This is a genomic window from Streptomyces sp. SID9727 (assembly GCF_010550605.1).
GTDB lineage: Bacteria > Actinomycetota > Actinomycetes > Streptomycetales > Streptomycetaceae > Streptomyces.
On the sequence record NZ_JAAGNI010000076.1, the window covers coordinates 1 to 16,674 of the forward strand.

The following is a 16,674-nucleotide window of genomic DNA, read 5'->3' on the forward strand; positions in this document are numbered from 1 at the left end:
GGCGGGGGTCGCGCCGGGGGCGGGGGCGGGCCAGGCGGCGCGGGTCTCGGCGAGATGCATGCGGACGAGGGCGCGGAGCTGGTGGCCCGCCTCGGCGGCCTCCCGGCCCAGGGCGCGGCGGGCGTCCAGCTCCTCGCGGGTGAGCCGCCGGCCCGAGACGGCCGCCTCGCCGAGTATCTGTGCGTAACCCTCCAGAAAGCTCTCGGGAATCACCGGTTCCGCCACGCGTCCGCCTCCATTCCTGATCCGTCCTTACACCGAGCCCAACGCCCGGGGGCCGGTGCCGGTGCCCGGCACCGGGGAGCGGCGAACGTTGCCGTGTTCCGGCAATGCGTCCGCACCTGCCCGGATGACACGATCCTGTCAGCACCCGCCGGGGGACCACGGGGGAAAACGGGGGAATCGCGGGGGTGCACGGGGGATCGGGGGAAGACCCGGATGCCGTGGTGCCGTCGAGGGTGGCACCGCGGCACCGGGGTCACCGACCGGTCCGCGCGGACACCGGCGGCACCGCCGGCGGAACGGACGGGGGTCGGGATCGATGCGGGAGTTCGTGGACGCGACGCTGTCCTTCCCGGCCGTGCTCTTCGCCGCCGCGCTGGTCGTCGTCATCGCCTTCTGGCTGCTCGTCCTGGTCGGCGCGGCCGACCACCACTCCTTCGACGCCGACCTGGACGCCGACCTCGCGGGCGTCGGAGGCGTCCCGGTCACCGTCTCGGTGTCCCTGATGATCGCCGTCGGCTGGTTCTCCGCCCTGACCGGTACGGTCCTGGTGCACCGCTCGGGCGCCACCGGAGCGCCGCGCGCCGTGCTGGCCTGCGCGGTCCTCGCCGGGGCGCTGCTGCTCGCCTGGGGTGCGGTGCGGCTGCTCGTCCACCACTTCCGGCGCTTCTTCCCCGACCAGCCTCCGCCATCGCGCCAGGACTTTCTGGGCCGCGTCTGCACGATCCGTACCGGCTCGGTCTCCACGGACTTCGGCCAGGCCGAGGTCACCGCCGACGACGGGACCACCGCCACCGTCCAGGTGCGCCAACTGGAGCCGGTCGACGGGGAGCTGGTCTCCGGGCGCTCCGGCCTGCTGTACGCGTACGACGAGGCCGGGGAGTTCTTCTGGGTCTCGGCCTACGACAAGGCGCTCGACCCGGGGCCGCCGCGCGGCCGTACGGCCTCCGGCCCCGCCGTCTGAGCCTCCGCCCCTACGGGCGCGGTGTGCCCGTCCGGGCTGCCCGGGCGCCGTGTGCCGCCGTGCCCTGTTTCACGTGAAACCGCTCATTTCCGCACCACCTGCCGCCAAGGACTGTCATGGATGCCATCTCCTTGGGCCTCGGCCTGCTCGTCGCCGTGGTCCTCCTCATCGCCGTAGCCGTGCTGCTGATCATCACCCGGCTCTTCCGCAAGGTGGAGCAAGGCAAGGCCCTGATCATCTCCAAGACCAAGAAGGTCGACGTGACCTTCACCGGTGCCGTCGTCCTGCCGGTGCTGCACAAGGCCGAGTCCATGGATATCTCGGTCAAGACCATCGAGATCCGGCGCACCGGGCGCGAGGGTCTGATCTGCCAGGACAACATCCGCGCCGACATCCACATCACGTTCTTCGTGCGGGTCAACAAGACGGTCGAGGACGTCAAGAAGGTCGCCCAGTCCATCGGCACCGAGCGCGCCAGCGACAAGGCCGCCATCCAGGAGTTCTTCGCGGCGAAGTTCTCCGAGGCGCTGAAGACCGTCGGCAAGCAGCTGGACTTCGTGGACCTCTACACGAAGCGCGAGGAGTTCCGCGACCGGATCATCCGGGTCATCGGTACCGACCTGAACGGCTACCACCTGGACGACGCGGCGATCGACTTCCTGGAGCAGACCCCGATGGCGCAGCTCGACAGCGCCAACATCCTGGACGCCCAAGGCATCCGGAAGATCACCGAGCTGACCGCGATCGAGCACGTCCGCACCAACGAGTTCCAGCGCACCGAGCAGAAGGAGATCACCCGGCAGGACGTCGACGCCCGGGAGACCATCCTGGAGCTGGAGCGCCGGCAGGCGGAGGCGGAGATCAAGCAGCGCCGCGAGGTCGAGACGCTGCGGGCCCGCGAGGAGGCCGTGACCGCACGGGTCCAGGAGGAGGAACGTCTGGGCGCGCAGGCCGCGTTCATCAGGACCGAGGAGCAGCTGGGCATCCAGCGGGAGAACCAGGCCCGGGAGATCTCCGTCGCGCAGAAGAACCGCGAGCGGGTCATCGCCGTGGAGAACGAGCGCATCGAGAAGGACCGGCTGCTGGAGGTCATCGGGCGCGAGCGCGAGACCGAGCTGAACCGCATCGCCGCGACGAAGGAGATCGAGGCGGAGCGCCGCGAGGTCGCCGACGTCATCCGCGAGCGGATCGCGGTGGACCGCACGGTCGCCGAGCAGGAGGAGTCCATCAAGACGCTGCGGTCCGTCGAGGAGTCCGAGCGCACCCGCACGTCCGTCATCATCGCCGCCGAGGCGGAGGCTCAGGAGCGGCTGGTCAAGGACATCAAGGCGGCCGAGGCGGCGGAGGCGGCGGCCACCCACCGGGCGGCCGAGCAGCTGACGCTCGCGGAGGCCCGGCTGAAGACCGCCGACCTGGACGCGCAGGCCAAGCTGCGGCTGGCCGAGGCCGTCCAGGCGGAGACGGCGGCGCCCGGCCTCGCGGACATCCAGGTGCGGGACGCGGCGGCGGAGGTGATCGAGAAGACGGGACGCGCCGAGGCCGGGGCCACGTCCGCGCGGCTCAAGGCCGAGGCCGAGGGCACCCGCCTCAAGGCCCTCGCGGACGCGGAAGGCACGCAGGCACAGGCATCCGCCGACGCGGCGATGATCGGCGAGAAGCTCAAGGCCGAGGCGGCGGGGCTCACGGAGAAGGCGGCCGCGATGGCGGCGCTGGACGACGCCTCGCGTGGGCACGAGGAGTACCGGCTGCGGCTGGCCGCCGAGAAGGAGATCCGGCTCGCGGGGCTCGACGTCCAGCGGCAGGTCGCCGAGGCGCAGGCGACGGTGCTCGCCACGGGTCTGGAGAACGCGGACATCGACATCGTCGGCGGCGAGTCGGTGTTCTTCGACCGGCTGGTGTCGTCCATCTCGATGGGTAAGAGCCTGGACGGCTTCGTCTCGAACTCGGACACGGCGAAGGCCCTGGCCGGTCCGTGGCTGAACGGCGACTCCTCGTTCACTGAGGACCTGACGCGGGTGCTGTCCTCGGTCTCCACGGGCGACGTGCAGAACCTGACGGTGTCGGCCCTGCTGATGCGGATGATGGCCGCGCCGGGGGCCGCCGGGGTCGGTGCGGACCAGGTCCGCGCGCTGCTGGACCACGCACGCTCGCTGGGGCTCGCGGATGTGCCGGTGAGCGGCCTGTCCCCGGCGGGTCTGAACGGTACGCCGGTGGCGTGACGGGGGCCCGCCGTGTGAACGGGACGCCGGTACCGGCCACGCCCGTCGCCTGAACGCCGCACCCGGCCCGCCCGTCCTCGATCGCCGGACGGGCCGGGCGGGGCGGGCCCGTCCGGCCCGGCCCCGCGATCGAGGACGCCACCGCAAGGATCACCAAGGAGCACCCAGTGGACAACGTGACCGCCCCCGCCGCCGGGGACTACGACGTCCTGCGGCGCCGCCTCCGCACCCACGCCACCGAGCTCACCCGCAGGGCCACCGCCCTCAACTCCCGCCGCACCGAGGCGTTCGGCGCGACCGGCCTCCAGCTCCTCGGCAGCGAGCAGGTCCGGACGGACCGCCCGTCCGTCCCCCGCGACCTCGTCGCGCTCGGCGGCGAGCTGCTGTTCGGCTTCGAACGCGGCCCGGGCCGGCAGAGCCGGCCCGCCGTGGAGGACGTCCTCGCGCTGTACGCCGCCGACCTCGCCCCCGGCACCGGCACCCCGCTCACCGACGCCTCCTTCGTCCGTGCATTCGACGGCCTGCACCGCTACTTCCGCGACGCCCGCCTGTTGCGGCTGCGCCGGACCGAGGGCCGCCTCCTGGCGGTCTTCCGCACCGGCGACACCGCCGACGACATCCGGGTCCTGCGCTGGGCGCTGGACCCGGACGGCTCCCCCGGCGCCTTCCTCGACGCGCGCGGCGAGCGCGACCACGTCTTCCCGCCGTCGCACGACTTCACCTGGACGACGGCGGGCCGCGAGGCCCATGTCGCGGGCCGCCACCCGCACATCGCGATCGGCTGCGCGGCCGAGCTGTACGTGAACACGCTCGGCGGCACCCTCACGGTGAAGACCGAGGACGACACGGAGACGCCGGACGGGATCTACGAGGAGCCGGTCACCGAACCCCTCCAGTCGCTCGCGGACGCCGAGGTCGAGTCCGCGGAGCTGGGCCCGCTCGTGCTGCTGCGGGTGCGCCCGTACAAGGAGGAGGCGCGGCGCCACCTCGTCTTCAACGCGCTCCTCGGGACCGTCACCCGCCTCGACGGCATCGGTCCGGCCTGCCAACGGCTCCCGGAGGACCAGGGGATCATCTTCCCGGGCGGGTTCTACCTGACGACCGGCGAAACCCGGACGTTCGACATCGCGCGCCCGCTCACCGACCCGGTCTTCGAGGAGGCCGTGCGCTCCCCGAACGGGGAGGACGTGCTGTACGTCTTCCGCTCCCGGCAGGACGGCCGCAGCCTGCTGCTGCCGTACAACGTGATCCGCCAGGAGGTGGCGACCCCGCTCCAGGGCCGGGGCCACGCGCTGCTGGACGACGGCACGCTCGTCGTGCTGCGCGACCCGGTGGAAGGCGGCGAGGGCGGCGCGGCGCGCGTCCACCCGTTGCAGCGCTGGCGGACACCGTACGTCTCCGACACGTACGCCGCGTCCCGCCCGGCCGGCGAGGGCCCGCTGGCCCGGGTCGGCAACGCGGACCTCGTGCGCGGGATATCCGACTGCCTGGCCCTCGCGCACACCGCGTCCGGGACGGAGCCGACCGCCGCCGTGTACGACCGGCTGGTCGCCGACTGCGTACGGGCGGGCGACCGTTACCACTGGCTGGACGACGCGGAGCTGGGCGGGCTGGCCGAGCCGCTGGGCGAGCTGCGGGAGACCGCGCGCCAGGTCGTCGCGGAGTTCGAGGCGGTCCAGGCCCTCACCCGACAGGCCGCCGACGCGCTCGCCGAGACCGCCGACCGCATCACCACTCTGGTCCGCAGGGTCCGCGGCGAGGCCCCCCGCACCGCCGCGGAATGGGTCGACCGCCTCACGAAGCTGCGGGGCGCCCACGGGCACTTGGCGTCTCTGGCCGAGATGCGGTACGCGGACACCGAGCGCATCGCGGAGCTCACCGCGACCACCGCCGAGGACATCGAGGCGGCCGCCCGCCGCGCGGTCGCCTTCCTGGCCAGGGACGACGCCTTCGCCGGGTACCACGAGGACATCGCCCGCCTCACCGAGGAGGCCGCCGGACTCGCCACGGTCACCGACACCGCCGCGCTCGGGGACAGGCTGGCCGCCATGACGGACGGCCTGAGCACCGTCACGGACGTCGTGGCCGGTCTGGACATCAGCGACGGGGTGGTCCGTACGTCGATCCTGGAACGCGTCGCGGAGGTCCTGGGCGCCGTCAACCGGGCCCGCGCCACGCTCGACGCCCGCCGCCGCGCGCTCGCGGACCACGAAGGCCGGGCCGAGTTCGCCGCCGAGTCCGCGCTGCTCGGGCAGGCCGTCACGGCCGCGCTGGCCGCCGCCGACACACCGGAGTCCTGCGACGAGCAGCTGGCGAGGCTGCTGCTCCAGCTGGAGAACCTGGAGGCGCGGTTCGCGGAGTACGACGACTTCCTGGCGGAGCTCGGCGAGCGCCGGACCGAGGTGTACGAGGCGTTCTCGGCGCGCAAGCAGGGCCTCCAGGACGAGCTGGCCCGGCGCACCGAACGCCTCGCGGACTCGGCGGCGCGGGTCCTCGACACGGTCGCCCGGCGCAGCGCCGCCCTTCCCGACGCGGACGCCGTCCACACCTACTTCGCCTCCGACCCGATGGTCGCCAAGATCCGCCGGACCGCCGAGGAGCTGCGGGCGCTCGGTGACACCGTGCGCGCGGAGGAGCTGGACGGGCAGCTGCTCGCCGCCCGGCAGGAGGCGGGCCGGGCCCTGCGCGACCGGGACGAGCTGTACGCGGACGGCGGGTCGGTGATCCGCCTGGGCCGGCACCGGTTCGCGGTGAACACCCAGCCGTTCGAGCTCACCCTCGTGCCGCAGGACGGCACGCTCGCGTTCGCCGTCACCGGGACCGACTACCGGATGCCGGTGACGGACCCGGAGTTCGCCGCGACCCGCCCGTACTGGGACCAGACGCTCCCGTCCGAGTCCCCGGCCGTCTACCGGGGCGAGCACCTGGCGGCCCGCCTCCTCGACGAGCACGGCGCGGACCGGCTGGCCTCCCTGGACGACGGCGGACTCGCCGCGCTCGTCCGGGAGGCCGCCGCCGCCGCGTACGACGAGGGGTATCAGCGCGGGGTCCACGACGAGGACGCGACCGCGATCCTGTCCGCGCTGCTGCGGCTGCACGCGGGTGCCGGGCTGCTGCGCTTCCCGCCGGCCGTCCGGGCCGCCGCCCAGCTGTTCTGGGCCCATGGGACGGACGACGCCCGCCGCACCTCCTGGACGCGCCGGGCCCGCTCGCTGGCCCGCGCCCGGGAGACGTTCGGGCTCGCCCCGGCGGTCGCCGCGCTCCAGGAGGAGTGGGCGTCGGTGATCGGCGGTGAGGGTGCGCGGTCCGTCGCCGCGTACCTCTTCGAGGAGCTGACCGGCGGCCCCGACGGCTTCGTGACGGGCGCCTCCGTCCGCACGTTCCTGGACAAGTTCCGCCACGCCACCGGCACGTCGGCGTACGACGACGACCTCGCCGCCCTCGCCGACGACCTGCCGGCCCGGCGCCAGCTCGTGGAGGGCTGGCTCACCTCGTACGCCGGGGCGAGCGGCACGGACATCGAACCGGGCGACCTCGCGGAGGCCGTCGCCGTGGAGCTGTGCCCCGAGCCCCTGCTCGGCCGGTACGAGGCCGACGCGCCGCTCACCGAGACCGTCGACGGGCTCCTCGGCGTCCACCCGCGCATCGAGCGCGGCCGGCTCACCGTCCGCATCGACGAACTCCTGGCCCGCACGGAGCAGTTCCGTGCCGTCGCCGTGCCCGGATTCCGCGCCTACCAGCGCCGGCGCACCGCCCTGGTCGCCGCCGAGCGCAGCCGGCTGCGCCTTGACGACCACCGGCCGCGCGTGATGCCGGCGTTCGTACGCAACCGGCTGCTCGACGAGGTGTACCTGCCGCTGATCGGGGACAGCCTCGCCAAGCAGCTCTCCACCGCCGGCGCCGACCGCCGCACCGACTCGCAGGGCCTGCTGCTGCTCGTATCGCCGCCCGGCTACGGCAAGACGACGCTCATGGAGTACGTCGCCGACCGGCTCGGGCTCGTCCTCGTCAGGGTCAGCGGACCGAACCTGGGGCACGACGTGACCTCGCTCGACCCCGCGCAGGCGGTCAGCGCGACCGCGCGCCAGGAGATCGAGAAGATCAACTTCGCCCTGGAGGCGGGCAACAACACGCTGCTCTACCTGGACGACATCCAGCACACCTCACCGGAACTCCTCCAGAAGTTCATCCCGCTCTGCGACGCCACGCGCCGCGTCGAGGGGGTGCGGGACGGTGAGCCGCGCACGTACGACCTGCGGGGCAAGCGGTTCGCGGTGTGCATGGCGGGCAACCCGTACACCGAGTCCGGCGCGCGCTTCCAGGTACCCGACATGCTCGCCAACCGGGCGGACGTGTGGAACCTGGGCGAGGTGCTGACCGGCCGCGAGGACACCTTCGCGCTGAGCTTCGTGGAGAACGCGCTGACCGCGAACCCGGTGCTCGCCCCGCTCGCCGGCCGCTCCCGCGAGGACCTGGCGCTGCTGCTGCGGCTCGCCGCCGAGGACCCCACGGCGCGTCCGGAACAGCTGGAACACCCCTACGCGCCCGCCGAGGTGGACCGGATCACCGCCGTTCTGCGGCATCTGCTGCGGGCCCGCGACACGGTGCTCGCGGTCAACGCCGCGTACATCGCCTCGGCCGCGCGGACCGACGCCACCCGCACCGAACCGCCGTTCCGGCTCCAGGGTTCGTACCGCAACATGAACCGGATCGCGGAGCGGATCGCGCCCGTGATGAACGACGCCGAGCTGTCCGCCGTCGTGGACGACCACTACGCGGGCGAGGCGCAGACCCTGACCAGCGGCGCGGAGGCCGCGCTCCTGAAGCTCGCCGCGCTGCGGGGCACGCTCACACCCGCGCAGGCCGAACGGTGGGCGGCGCTCTGCTCCTCGTACGTCCGCACCCAGGCGCTCGGCGGGCCCGAGGGCGATCCGATGACCCGGGCGGTGGCCGCGCTGGGGCTGCTCGCGGACCGGATCGCGGCCGTCGAGACGGCGATCGGACGCGCCGCCGACCCCCGCCACCTGCTGGCGCACCGTCCCGAAGGCCGCTGACCGTCCTCGATCGACGGAAGGGAGCAAGGCATGCTGGGACACGTGTCCTCCTTCCCCCAGCAACCCCAAACCTCCCCGTTCTCCGGCCATATGGTCGTCTGCGGGGACGACGCGCTCGCTCAGCGGCTCGCCGTGGAGCTGCGGTACGTCTACGGGGAACGGGTCACCCTCGTCGTGCCGCCGGAGCCGGGCGCGGTCAGGCCGGACGAGCCGCTGAGCGGGCGCGGCCGGGCCGCCGCGCTGTTCGGGCGGATGGCGTCCGCGATGAACCGCAACGGCGGTGGCCTGCCGCACGGTTCGGACGGGGACACCAACGCCGGCGTCGAGGCGGTGCGCATCCTCCAGGCGGCCGAGCCGTCCGACGAGTCGTTGGCGGAGGCGGGCATCGCCCGGGCCTCGGCGGTTGCCCTCGTCTACGACGACGACGAGCGCAACATCCGGGCCGCGCTCACCGCCCGGCGGCTCAACCCCCGTGTGCGGCTGGTGATCCGGCTCTACAACCGCAAGCTGGGCCAGCATCTGGAGACGCTGCTCGACCAGGCGGCGGCCGTCGCGTCCCCCGGGCTCGACCCGGCCGCGATCGACGCGTCCACCACAGTGCTGTCCGACGCGGACACCGCCGCGCCCGCGCTCGCGGCCACCGCGCTCGCCGGGTCGACCCGGGTGATCCGGGCCGAGGGCCTGTTCCTGCGCGCCGCCGAGCGCACCCCGCCCCGGGGCGGCCAGGTCGCCGACCCCGGCCTGTGCACCCTGGCCCTGCTCTCCTCCACCACCCACGACCCGGCGGGCGCGGAGGGCTCCGACAGCAGCGGCGCGGAGGGGCCGCAGCTGCTGCCCGGGCCGGCGGGGATCGCCGCCGCGACCGGGCGCGGCACGGTCGTCCTGGAAGCCGTCACGCAGTCCGGTCCTGCCGCCCCGAAGCCCCGGATGAGCGGCCGGAGCGCGCCGCTGAGCCAGTTCTTCTCACGGCGGCTGCGGTGGTCGGCGCTGGGTGTCGGGCTCGCGGTGCTCGGGCTGGCGGTGGCGTCCTCGTTCACCACCGGCGACCATCCGCTGCACGCGGCCTACCTGACCCTGCTCGACCTGTTCGCGATGGGCGACCCGGCGATCGGTGAGCCCACCGCCCGCCAGGTGATCCAGATCCTCTCCGGCATCGCGGGCCTGATGCTGCTGCCGCTGCTGGTGGCGGGGGTTCTGGAGGCGTTCGGCTCGCTGCGCAGCGCCTCCTCGCTGCGGCGGCCCCCGCGCGGGCTCTCCGGGCACGTGGTGCTGCTCGGGCTGGGCAAGATCGGCACCCGGGTCCTGGTGCACCTGCGGGAGCTGGGCATCCCGGTGGTCTGCGTGGAGGAGGACCCGGACGCGCGGGGCATCCCGCTCGCCCGGCGGCTGCACGTGCCGGTGGTGCTCGGTGACGTCACGGACGAGGGGGTGCTCGAAGCGGCCAAGATAGGCCGCTCACGCGGGCTCCTCGCGCTGACCAGCATCGACACGACGAACCTGGAGGCGGCGCTGTACGCCAGGTCGCTCAAGCCGAACCTGCGGGTGACGGTCCGCCTCTTCGACGACGAGTTCGCCACGGCGGTCTACCGCACGCTGCGCACGGCGCACCCGCAGGCGATCACCCGCTCCCGCTCGGTCTCCCACCTGGCGGGCCCCTCCTTCGCGGTCGCGATGATGGGCCGGCAGATCCTGGGCGCGATCCCGGTCGAACGCAAGGTGCTCCTGTTCGCGGCGGTGGAGGTCGGCGGCCACCCCCAGCTGGAGGGCCGCACGGTCGACCAGGCGTTCCGGGAGGGCGCCTGGCGGGTCCTGGCCCTGGACGTGGCCCCGGGCTCCCTCGTCTGGAACATCCACCCCGGATACGTGCTCCGCCCGACGGACCGCGTGGTCATCGCCGCGACGCGCAGGGGCCTCGCGGAGCTGCTGGGGCGGCGCCGCCGTTCCAGCCCGTCCGGCGTCTGAGGGCGGACCCTACGGCCGCCAGCCCCGGCGGCACAGCACCAGCCGGTACCCGTCCGGGTCCTCCACGGTGACCCCCCACTCGTTCCAGTACGGGTTCGGCGAGCTGACCCTCGTACCGCCGCAGGCGAGCAGCCGGGCCACCAGATCGTCCGGAACCGGTCCGTCCAGGTACAGGACGAGCAGGTCCTCCTCGGTGGGCCGGGGGTCCACCGGCCCTCGCGTCAGCTCCAGATGCCAGGAGGCGTCGGGATGCCCCACCATGAGAAGGTCATGGGTTCCGGGCTTCCGTTCCGCGTCCGCGCGGAAGAGGACCGTCAGCCCCAGCCCGTCCACCCAGAACCGCTCGGCGGCGGCGAGACCGCGGGAGGGCCGGGCGAGGCGGACCTGCGTTTCGGCGGTGAATGACACGGGGGGTCCCTTCGTCGGGGGGCGCGTTGCCGCAGCGTACGAGGGCCGCCGGGACGCGCGCATCGGCCATCGGTCCTGGTCCCCGGGTCGGAAGGAATACCCCGCCCCCTCCCCCCGTTGTACGATGCGTCCAGTTAGTTCAACGTTCAACCACTACCGACCAGGAGGCGGACGCCATGCAGTTCGGGATCTTCACCGTCGGGGACGTCACCACCGACCCCACCACCGGTACGACGCCGAGCGAGCACGAGCGGATCAAGGCCACCGTCGCCATCGCGCGCAAGGCCGAGGAGGTCGGGCTCGACGTCTTCGCGACCGGTGAGCACCACAACCCGCCGTTCGTCCCCTCGTCGCCGACCACCACCCTCGGATACATCGCGGCGCAGACGAAGAGCATCGTCCTGTCGACCTCGACCACGCTGATCACCACCAACGACCCGGTGAAGATCGCCGAGGACTACGCCACGCTCCAGCACCTCGCGGACGGCCGCGTGGACCTGATGATGGGGCGCGGGAACACCGGCCCGGTGTACCCGTGGTTCGGCAAGGACATCCGCCAGGGCATCCCGCTCGCCATCGAGAACTACGCCCTGCTGCACAAGCTGTGGCGGGAGGACGTCGTGGACTGGGAGGGCAAGTTCCGTACGCCGCTCCAGTCGTTCACCGCGACCCCGCGCCCGCTGGACGGCGTGCCGCCGTTCGTCTGGCACGGCTCCATCCGCTCGCCGGAGATCGCCGAGCAGGCCGCGTACTACGGCGACGGCTTCTTCCACAACAACATCTTCTGGCCCATGGAGCACACGAAGAAGATGGTGCACCTGTACCGCCAGCGGTACGCGCACTACGGCCACGGCACCGCCGAGCAGGCGATCGTCGGCCTCGGCGGCCAGGTGTTCATGCGGAAGAACTCGCAGGACGCGGTGCGCGAGTTCCGCCCGTACTTCGACAACGCGCCGGTCTACGGCCACGGCCCCTCGATGGAGGACTTCACCCAGCAGACGCCCCTGACCGTGGGCTCGCCCCAGGAGGTCATCGAGCGGACGCTGACCTTCCGGGACGCGGTCGGCGACTACCAGCGCCAGCTGTTCCTGATGGACCACGCGGGACTGCCGCTGAAGACGGTCCTCGAACAGCTCGACATCCTCGGCGAGGAGGTCGTCCCCGTCCTGCGCAAGGAGTTCGCCGCCCTGCGCCCGGCCGGTGTCCCCGAGACCGCGCCGCTGCACCCCGCCTACGCCGCCACGAAGGAGAGCTGACCGTGTTCGCCACCGAACCCGTGAGGATCGTCGCCGTATCGGCCGGACTCAGCAACCCGTCCTCGACCCGGCTGCTTGCCGACCGGCTGGCCGCCGCCACCCGGGAGCGGATCGAGGCCGCGCAGGACCGCCCGGTCGACGTCCGGGTCATCGAACTGCGCGACCTGGCCGCGGACATCGCGAGCCACCTGGTGTCCGGCTTCCCGCCGCCCGCCCTGGAGGACGCGCTCGCCGCGGTGACGGGCGCCGACGGGCTGATCGCGGTCACGCCGGTGTTCACCGCCTCGTACAGCGGCCTGTTCAAGTCGTTCTTCGACCTGGTCGAGAACACCGCGCTGACCGGCAAGCCCGTGCTCGTCGCCGCGACCGGCGGCACGCCCCGGCACTCGCTGGTCCTGGAACACGCGATGCGCCCGCTCTTCGCCTACCTGCGCGCCGTCACCCTGCCGACCTCGGTCTACGCGGCGTCGGAGGACTGGGGCGCGGCCGGCGACGAGTACACCGAGGGCCTGCCCGCCCGCATCCGGCGCGCGGGCGGGGAGCTGGCCGACGCCGTCACGGGCGGCCGTGCGGTTTCCGGCGCGACCAGGACCCCCGGGCTGGACGACGAGGTGGTCCCGTTCGAACAGCAGCTCGCGGCCCTGCGCCCGGCCTGATCGTCCGGACCACTGAGAATCGCCGTTTCGCCCGTTTTGACTAGAGTCGTACGGGAAGACGTGTGCGAGCGGGACCGAGCACAGCACCGAGCACAACCGCAGAACCCAGCTGGAGGCAGAGATGGGCAGGATCGTGGTGGGCGTCGACGGCTCCGAGTCGTCGGTCAAGGCACTGCACTGGGCCGTGCGCCAGGCGGAGCTGACCGGCGACACGGTCGAGGCCGTCAACAGCTGGGAGTACCCCGCCACCAGCTGGGCGTCGATGATGCCGGGCCTCCCTGAGGACTTCGACCCGCAGGCCATGGCCACGGTGTCGCTCACCGAGACGCTGGAGGAGGCCCTGGGCGCCCAGGGCGCCGCCGCCGTCAGCAAGGTCGTCGTGATCGGCAACCCGGCGCAGGCCCTGCTGGACCGGGCAGAGGGCGCGAACCTGCTGGTCGTGGGCGCGCGCGGGTACAGCGGCTTCAAGGCGACCCTGCTCGGCTCGGTCAGCCTGCACGTCACCCAGCACGCCTCGTGCCCGGTGACCGTCGTCCGCGCCTGACCCGGTACGAAGGGGTGGGCCCCGCACCACGCGTGGTGCGGGGCCCACCCGCGTACTCACAGCTCCACGACGTCCGCCACCGCACACGCCACGTTGTCCGGCGCGCCGGCCGCCTCCGCGAGCTCGATCAGCGCCCCCACGGCGGTCCCGGGCCCGTCCGCCGCGGCCAGCACCCGCGCCAGCTCCCCGCCGTCGACGACCGCCGACAGCCCGTCCGAGCAGAGCAGGTAGCGGTCGCCGGGCAGCGCGTCCCGGACGTCCACATCGGGCCCGCCGTACGGCCCGTCCCCGGAGAGCGCCTTGAGGAGCATGGCCCGCTGCGGGTGCGAGAACGCCTCCTCCTCCGTCAGCGAACCGTCGTCGATCATCGACTGGACCAGGCTGTGGTCGTGCGTGATCCGGAACAGCTCGCCCCCGCGCAGCAAGTACGCCCGCGAGTCCCCGATGTGGACCAGGCCCAGCCGCGAGCCCGTCCACATCATCGCCGTGAGCGTCGTGCCGGACTCCTCCGGCGCCCCGCCCCCGCCGCTCCCCGCCACCGCGTCCCGCACCGCGAGCGCCACCCGCTCCGCCGCGTCGTGCAGGCTGTTCAGCAGCTCCGCCGCCGGCACCGCGCCCGGTGCGAACGGTTTCAGGGCCTCGATCGCGGCCGTGCTGGCCCCCGCGCCGCCCGCGCCGAACCCGTCGGCGACCGCGAGCAGCCGGGCCCCGGCGTAGACCGCGTCCTGGTTGGTCTCGCGCACCGCACCCGTGTCGGTGCGGGCCGCGTAACGGAATCCGAGTGTGCCCACCGATGTCATGACGTCCTCCGTCGACAGCTGGTCGATGAGGAAGGCCGCGAGGTCACGGCGGGCCGCCGTCTCCGCCTCGACACGCGCCCAGTACGCCCGGATCGCCGCGGCGGCCGCACCGGAGTCCAGCGCGATCACCTCCCTGATCCGGACGAGCGGCATCCCGATCCGGCGCAGCCAGGCCACCAGCCGGGCCGCTCGGACCTGCGCCGGGTCGTAGTACCGGTAGCCGTTCACCGGATCGACCAGGGCCGGCGGGAGCAGACCGAGCTCGTCGTAGCGGCGCAGCGCCTTCGCGGACAGCCGGGACAGCCGGGCGAACGCCCCGATCGTCACCAGCTCCGCGCCGGGGCCCCGCCCCTGCCCGTCCTCCGTCACCGCACGCCTCCTCACACCGGGCGGACTTCCCGCCCCGGCACACTCGATCCTTGGCCTTCCCCCATGGAGAAGGTCAAGGACCGAGGACGTGCGGGTGGGCGCGGGCGTCACTCCCGCGTGTAGAAGTAGTAGTACGCGGCGAGCAGTCCGCCGAGTCCGAGGATCAGTCCGATCACCGACGCCGACAGGATGCTCGCGCCGGACAGGCTGTAGAGGAAGCCGATCGAACCGCCGGTCAGCACCCCGTACGCGGCGGCCCTCAGCTCGCGCGGCAGCCGGTTCTGGATCCGGCCGAGACCGAAGCAGAGCACCGCGAGCACCGCGCCGGAGACCAGTCCGAGGGCCAGCCGGGTGCCCGTGAGCACCCCGCCGCCACGGACGATGGCGGTCGCGTAGCAGCCCAGGATCAGGCCGAGCGTGGCCGGGATCGCCCAGCTGCGGACCGGGTGGCGCCGGGCGGGTGTGGCATGCCTCCCGCGTACCGGCACCGAAGCGTGTGCGGCCATGGCAGAGAGCTCCTTCCGTCGCCCCCGCTTTCCCTCCAGGGCACACCCGGCCGGGCCGCCCGGCAACTCGGATGGCCCACGGCCCGGGGCGCCGCGGCGCCATCCGGGATTCCCTGGAGGGGTGCGGACGTATTTCTCGGTAGCCCTGTCGGCGGTACTGCTGGTGCTGCTGGCCGTTCTGGTGCCGCTGAGCGCGCTGTCCGCCTGGGTCGACCTGGAGATCGACGAAACGGACCGGTACGTGGCCGCCGTCGCCCCGCTCGCCGACGACCCGGACGTACGGAACACCGTCGCCGACCTGATCACCGACGGCGCGATGAAGCAGATCGACGTCGGGCCGCTCCAGAGCACCGTGCGCCAGTTCCTGCACCACGCAGTGGAGTCCTTCACCACCACGGAAGCGTTCCAGGACGCCTGGACCGCCGCCAACCGCACCGCGCACGAGACGGTCACCGCCGCGCTGGACGGGCGGAGCGGTGAGAGCGTCACGATCGACCTGGCGCCCGTCACGGAGCAGGTGAAGCGGAACCTGGTGGACAACGGGGTGCCGTTCGCCGATCAGATCCCCGTCCAGCACACCGACATCCAGCTGGTCTCCGCCGACCGCGCGGACCAGCTGCGGCAGAGCTTCCAGTGGCTGCGGACCGCGAGCGTGTGGCCGGCCGTGGGCACGCTCGTCTTCGCCCTGCTCGCCGTGGCGTTCGCCTGGACGCGCGGCGGACCCGGCCGCCGGGCCCGGACGATGGCCGCGCTGGCCGGCACCGCCGTGGCGGGGGCGGGCTTCGCGCTCGGCGCGCTGGTGCTGCGCGGAGCCCTGGCGCTGGCCCGCGACCGGGTCCTCGACGAGGTCCCGGACAGCGACACCGGCGCCGCCGCGGCCGTCTACGACGCGCTGACCTCCTCGCTGCGCACCACGGTGTGGATCGTCTTCGGTCTGGGCCTGGCCGTCGCGGTGTGCGCGGTGGCGGCCCGGATCTGGGCCCAGCGGGTGCTGCCGGCGCCGGCGGAATGACGCGTCCGCTCCCCCGGAGCGGCACGACTGGGAGGTGTACGGATGCGAGCCATCGCCGTCAGCGCGCTGCGGGCCGAGCCGGTGCTGGTCGAGGTGCCCAAGCCGGAGCCAGGGCCCGGCGAGGTCCGGGTGCGGATCGACTACGCGTCACTCAACCCGCTGGACTGGCAGGTCACGGACGGCTCGGCCGGTGAACTCGCCCCGCCACCCCGGGCCTTCCCGTTCGTCGTCGGCGTGGACTACGCGGGCCGCGTCGACATGATCGGCGGCGGCGAGAACCGCTTCCGGGTTGGGGACCCGGTCTTCGGGCGGGCGGACGTGGCCGACGCGTGCGGCTCGTACGGGGAGTACCTGTGCGTGCGGCAGGACTCCGCCATCGCCCTCGTCCCGCGTGGTCTCGACGCCCGGACCGCCGCCGCCCTGCCGTCCGCCGGGATGGCCGCCGCGCAGGTCCTGGAGGCGGTGGCGCTGCGCGGCCACGAGACCCTGCTGGTCGTCGGCGCGGCGGGCGGGGTCGGCTGCTGTCTGACGCAGCTCGCCCGGGCCCGCGACGTCCGCGTGATCGCGGCGGTGCGCGGTGACGAACGGTCCAGGATGGGGTCGTTGGGCGCCGCCGCCTCGGTGGACCTCACGGACGGCCCGCCCGCCGACGCGCTGCGGAAGGCCTGCCCGGACGGCATCGACGCGCTGGCCGACCTGGCG

General features: G+C 73.6%; 12 protein-coding genes and 1 pseudogene. 9 read left to right on the forward strand and 4 right to left on the reverse strand.

Annotated features, from left to right (window positions below; all coding sequences use genetic code 11):
• Positions 1-225: pseudogene (locus G3I41_RS04940) on the reverse strand (PucR family transcriptional regulator); the annotation flags it as partial.
• Positions 226-541: 316 nt separating this feature from the next.
• On the opposite strand from G3I41_RS04940, the gene G3I41_RS04945 reads away from it, so the two are divergent.
• From G3I41_RS04945 to G3I41_RS04960, 4 genes are all read left to right on the forward strand, one after another.
• Complete coding sequence (locus tag G3I41_RS04945) at positions 542-1,186, forward strand: hypothetical protein (protein WP_164399086.1); 645 nt, start codon at positions 542-544, stop codon at positions 1,184-1,186.
• A 116-nt stretch (positions 1,187-1,302) separates the two neighbouring features.
• Positions 1,303-3,405, forward strand: a complete 2,103-nt coding sequence (locus G3I41_RS04950; RefSeq protein WP_164399087.1) for a flotillin family protein — start codon at positions 1,303-1,305, stop codon at positions 3,403-3,405.
• 167 nt (positions 3,406-3,572) lie between these two features.
• Entirely contained in the window at positions 3,573-8,459 is a 4,887-nt protein-coding gene (locus tag G3I41_RS04955) for a DNA repair ATPase (RefSeq protein WP_164399088.1), read from the forward strand.
• Between the two features lie 30 nt (positions 8,460-8,489).
• Entirely contained in the window at positions 8,490-10,421 is a 1,932-nt protein-coding gene (locus G3I41_RS04960; protein ID WP_164399089.1) for an NAD(P)-binding protein, read from the forward strand.
• A gap of 9 nt (positions 10,422-10,430) precedes the next feature.
• On the opposite strand, the gene G3I41_RS04965 is transcribed toward G3I41_RS04960, so the two are convergent.
• Positions 10,431-10,829 carry a VOC family protein gene (locus G3I41_RS04965; RefSeq protein WP_164399090.1) on the reverse strand — a complete coding sequence of 133 codons (399 nt, stop codon included), beginning with the start codon at positions 10,827-10,829 and terminating at the stop codon, positions 10,431-10,433.
• A 176-nt stretch (positions 10,830-11,005) separates the two neighbouring features.
• Here G3I41_RS04965 and G3I41_RS04970 point away from each other — a divergent pair, with 176 nt between their 5' ends.
• The 3 genes from G3I41_RS04970 (at position 11,006) to G3I41_RS04980 (ending at position 13,285) form a co-directional block, all read left to right on the forward strand.
• Positions 11,006-12,085, forward strand: a complete 1,080-nt coding sequence (locus G3I41_RS04970) for an LLM class flavin-dependent oxidoreductase (protein ID WP_164399091.1) — start codon at positions 11,006-11,008, stop codon at positions 12,083-12,085.
• A 2-nt stretch (positions 12,086-12,087) separates the two neighbouring features.
• Positions 12,088-12,741, forward strand: coding sequence for an FMN reductase (locus G3I41_RS04975; protein WP_164399092.1), 654 nt, complete (start codon positions 12,088-12,090; stop codon positions 12,739-12,741).
• Between the two features lie 121 nt (positions 12,742-12,862).
• Positions 12,863-13,285: a universal stress protein gene (locus tag G3I41_RS04980; protein WP_093708017.1), complete on the forward strand. Its 423-nt coding sequence runs from the start codon at positions 12,863-12,865 to the stop codon at positions 13,283-13,285.
• A gap of 56 nt (positions 13,286-13,341) precedes the next feature.
• Here G3I41_RS04980 and G3I41_RS04985 read toward each other — a convergent pair whose 3' ends face one another.
• Together G3I41_RS04985 and G3I41_RS04990 are read right to left on the reverse strand one after the other, a co-directional pair.
• Positions 13,342-14,454: a MerR family transcriptional regulator gene (locus G3I41_RS04985; RefSeq protein ID WP_164399093.1), complete on the reverse strand. Its 1,113-nt coding sequence runs from the start codon at positions 14,452-14,454 to the stop codon at positions 13,342-13,344.
• A gap of 107 nt (positions 14,455-14,561) precedes the next feature.
• Positions 14,562-14,960: a hypothetical protein gene (locus G3I41_RS04990; RefSeq protein WP_164399094.1), complete on the reverse strand. Its 399-nt coding sequence runs from the start codon at positions 14,958-14,960 to the stop codon at positions 14,562-14,564.
• 121 nt (positions 14,961-15,081) lie between these two features.
• On the opposite strand from G3I41_RS04990, the gene G3I41_RS04995 reads away from it, so the two are divergent.
• A complete protein-coding gene (locus tag G3I41_RS04995; RefSeq protein WP_164399095.1) occupies positions 15,082-15,972 on the forward strand; it encodes a hypothetical protein in 891 nt (296 codons plus the stop codon).
• 42 nt (positions 15,973-16,014) lie between these two features.
• On the forward strand, positions 16,015-16,674 hold a 660-nt coding region (locus G3I41_RS05000), incomplete at its 3' end, for an alcohol dehydrogenase catalytic domain-containing protein (RefSeq protein ID WP_164399096.1).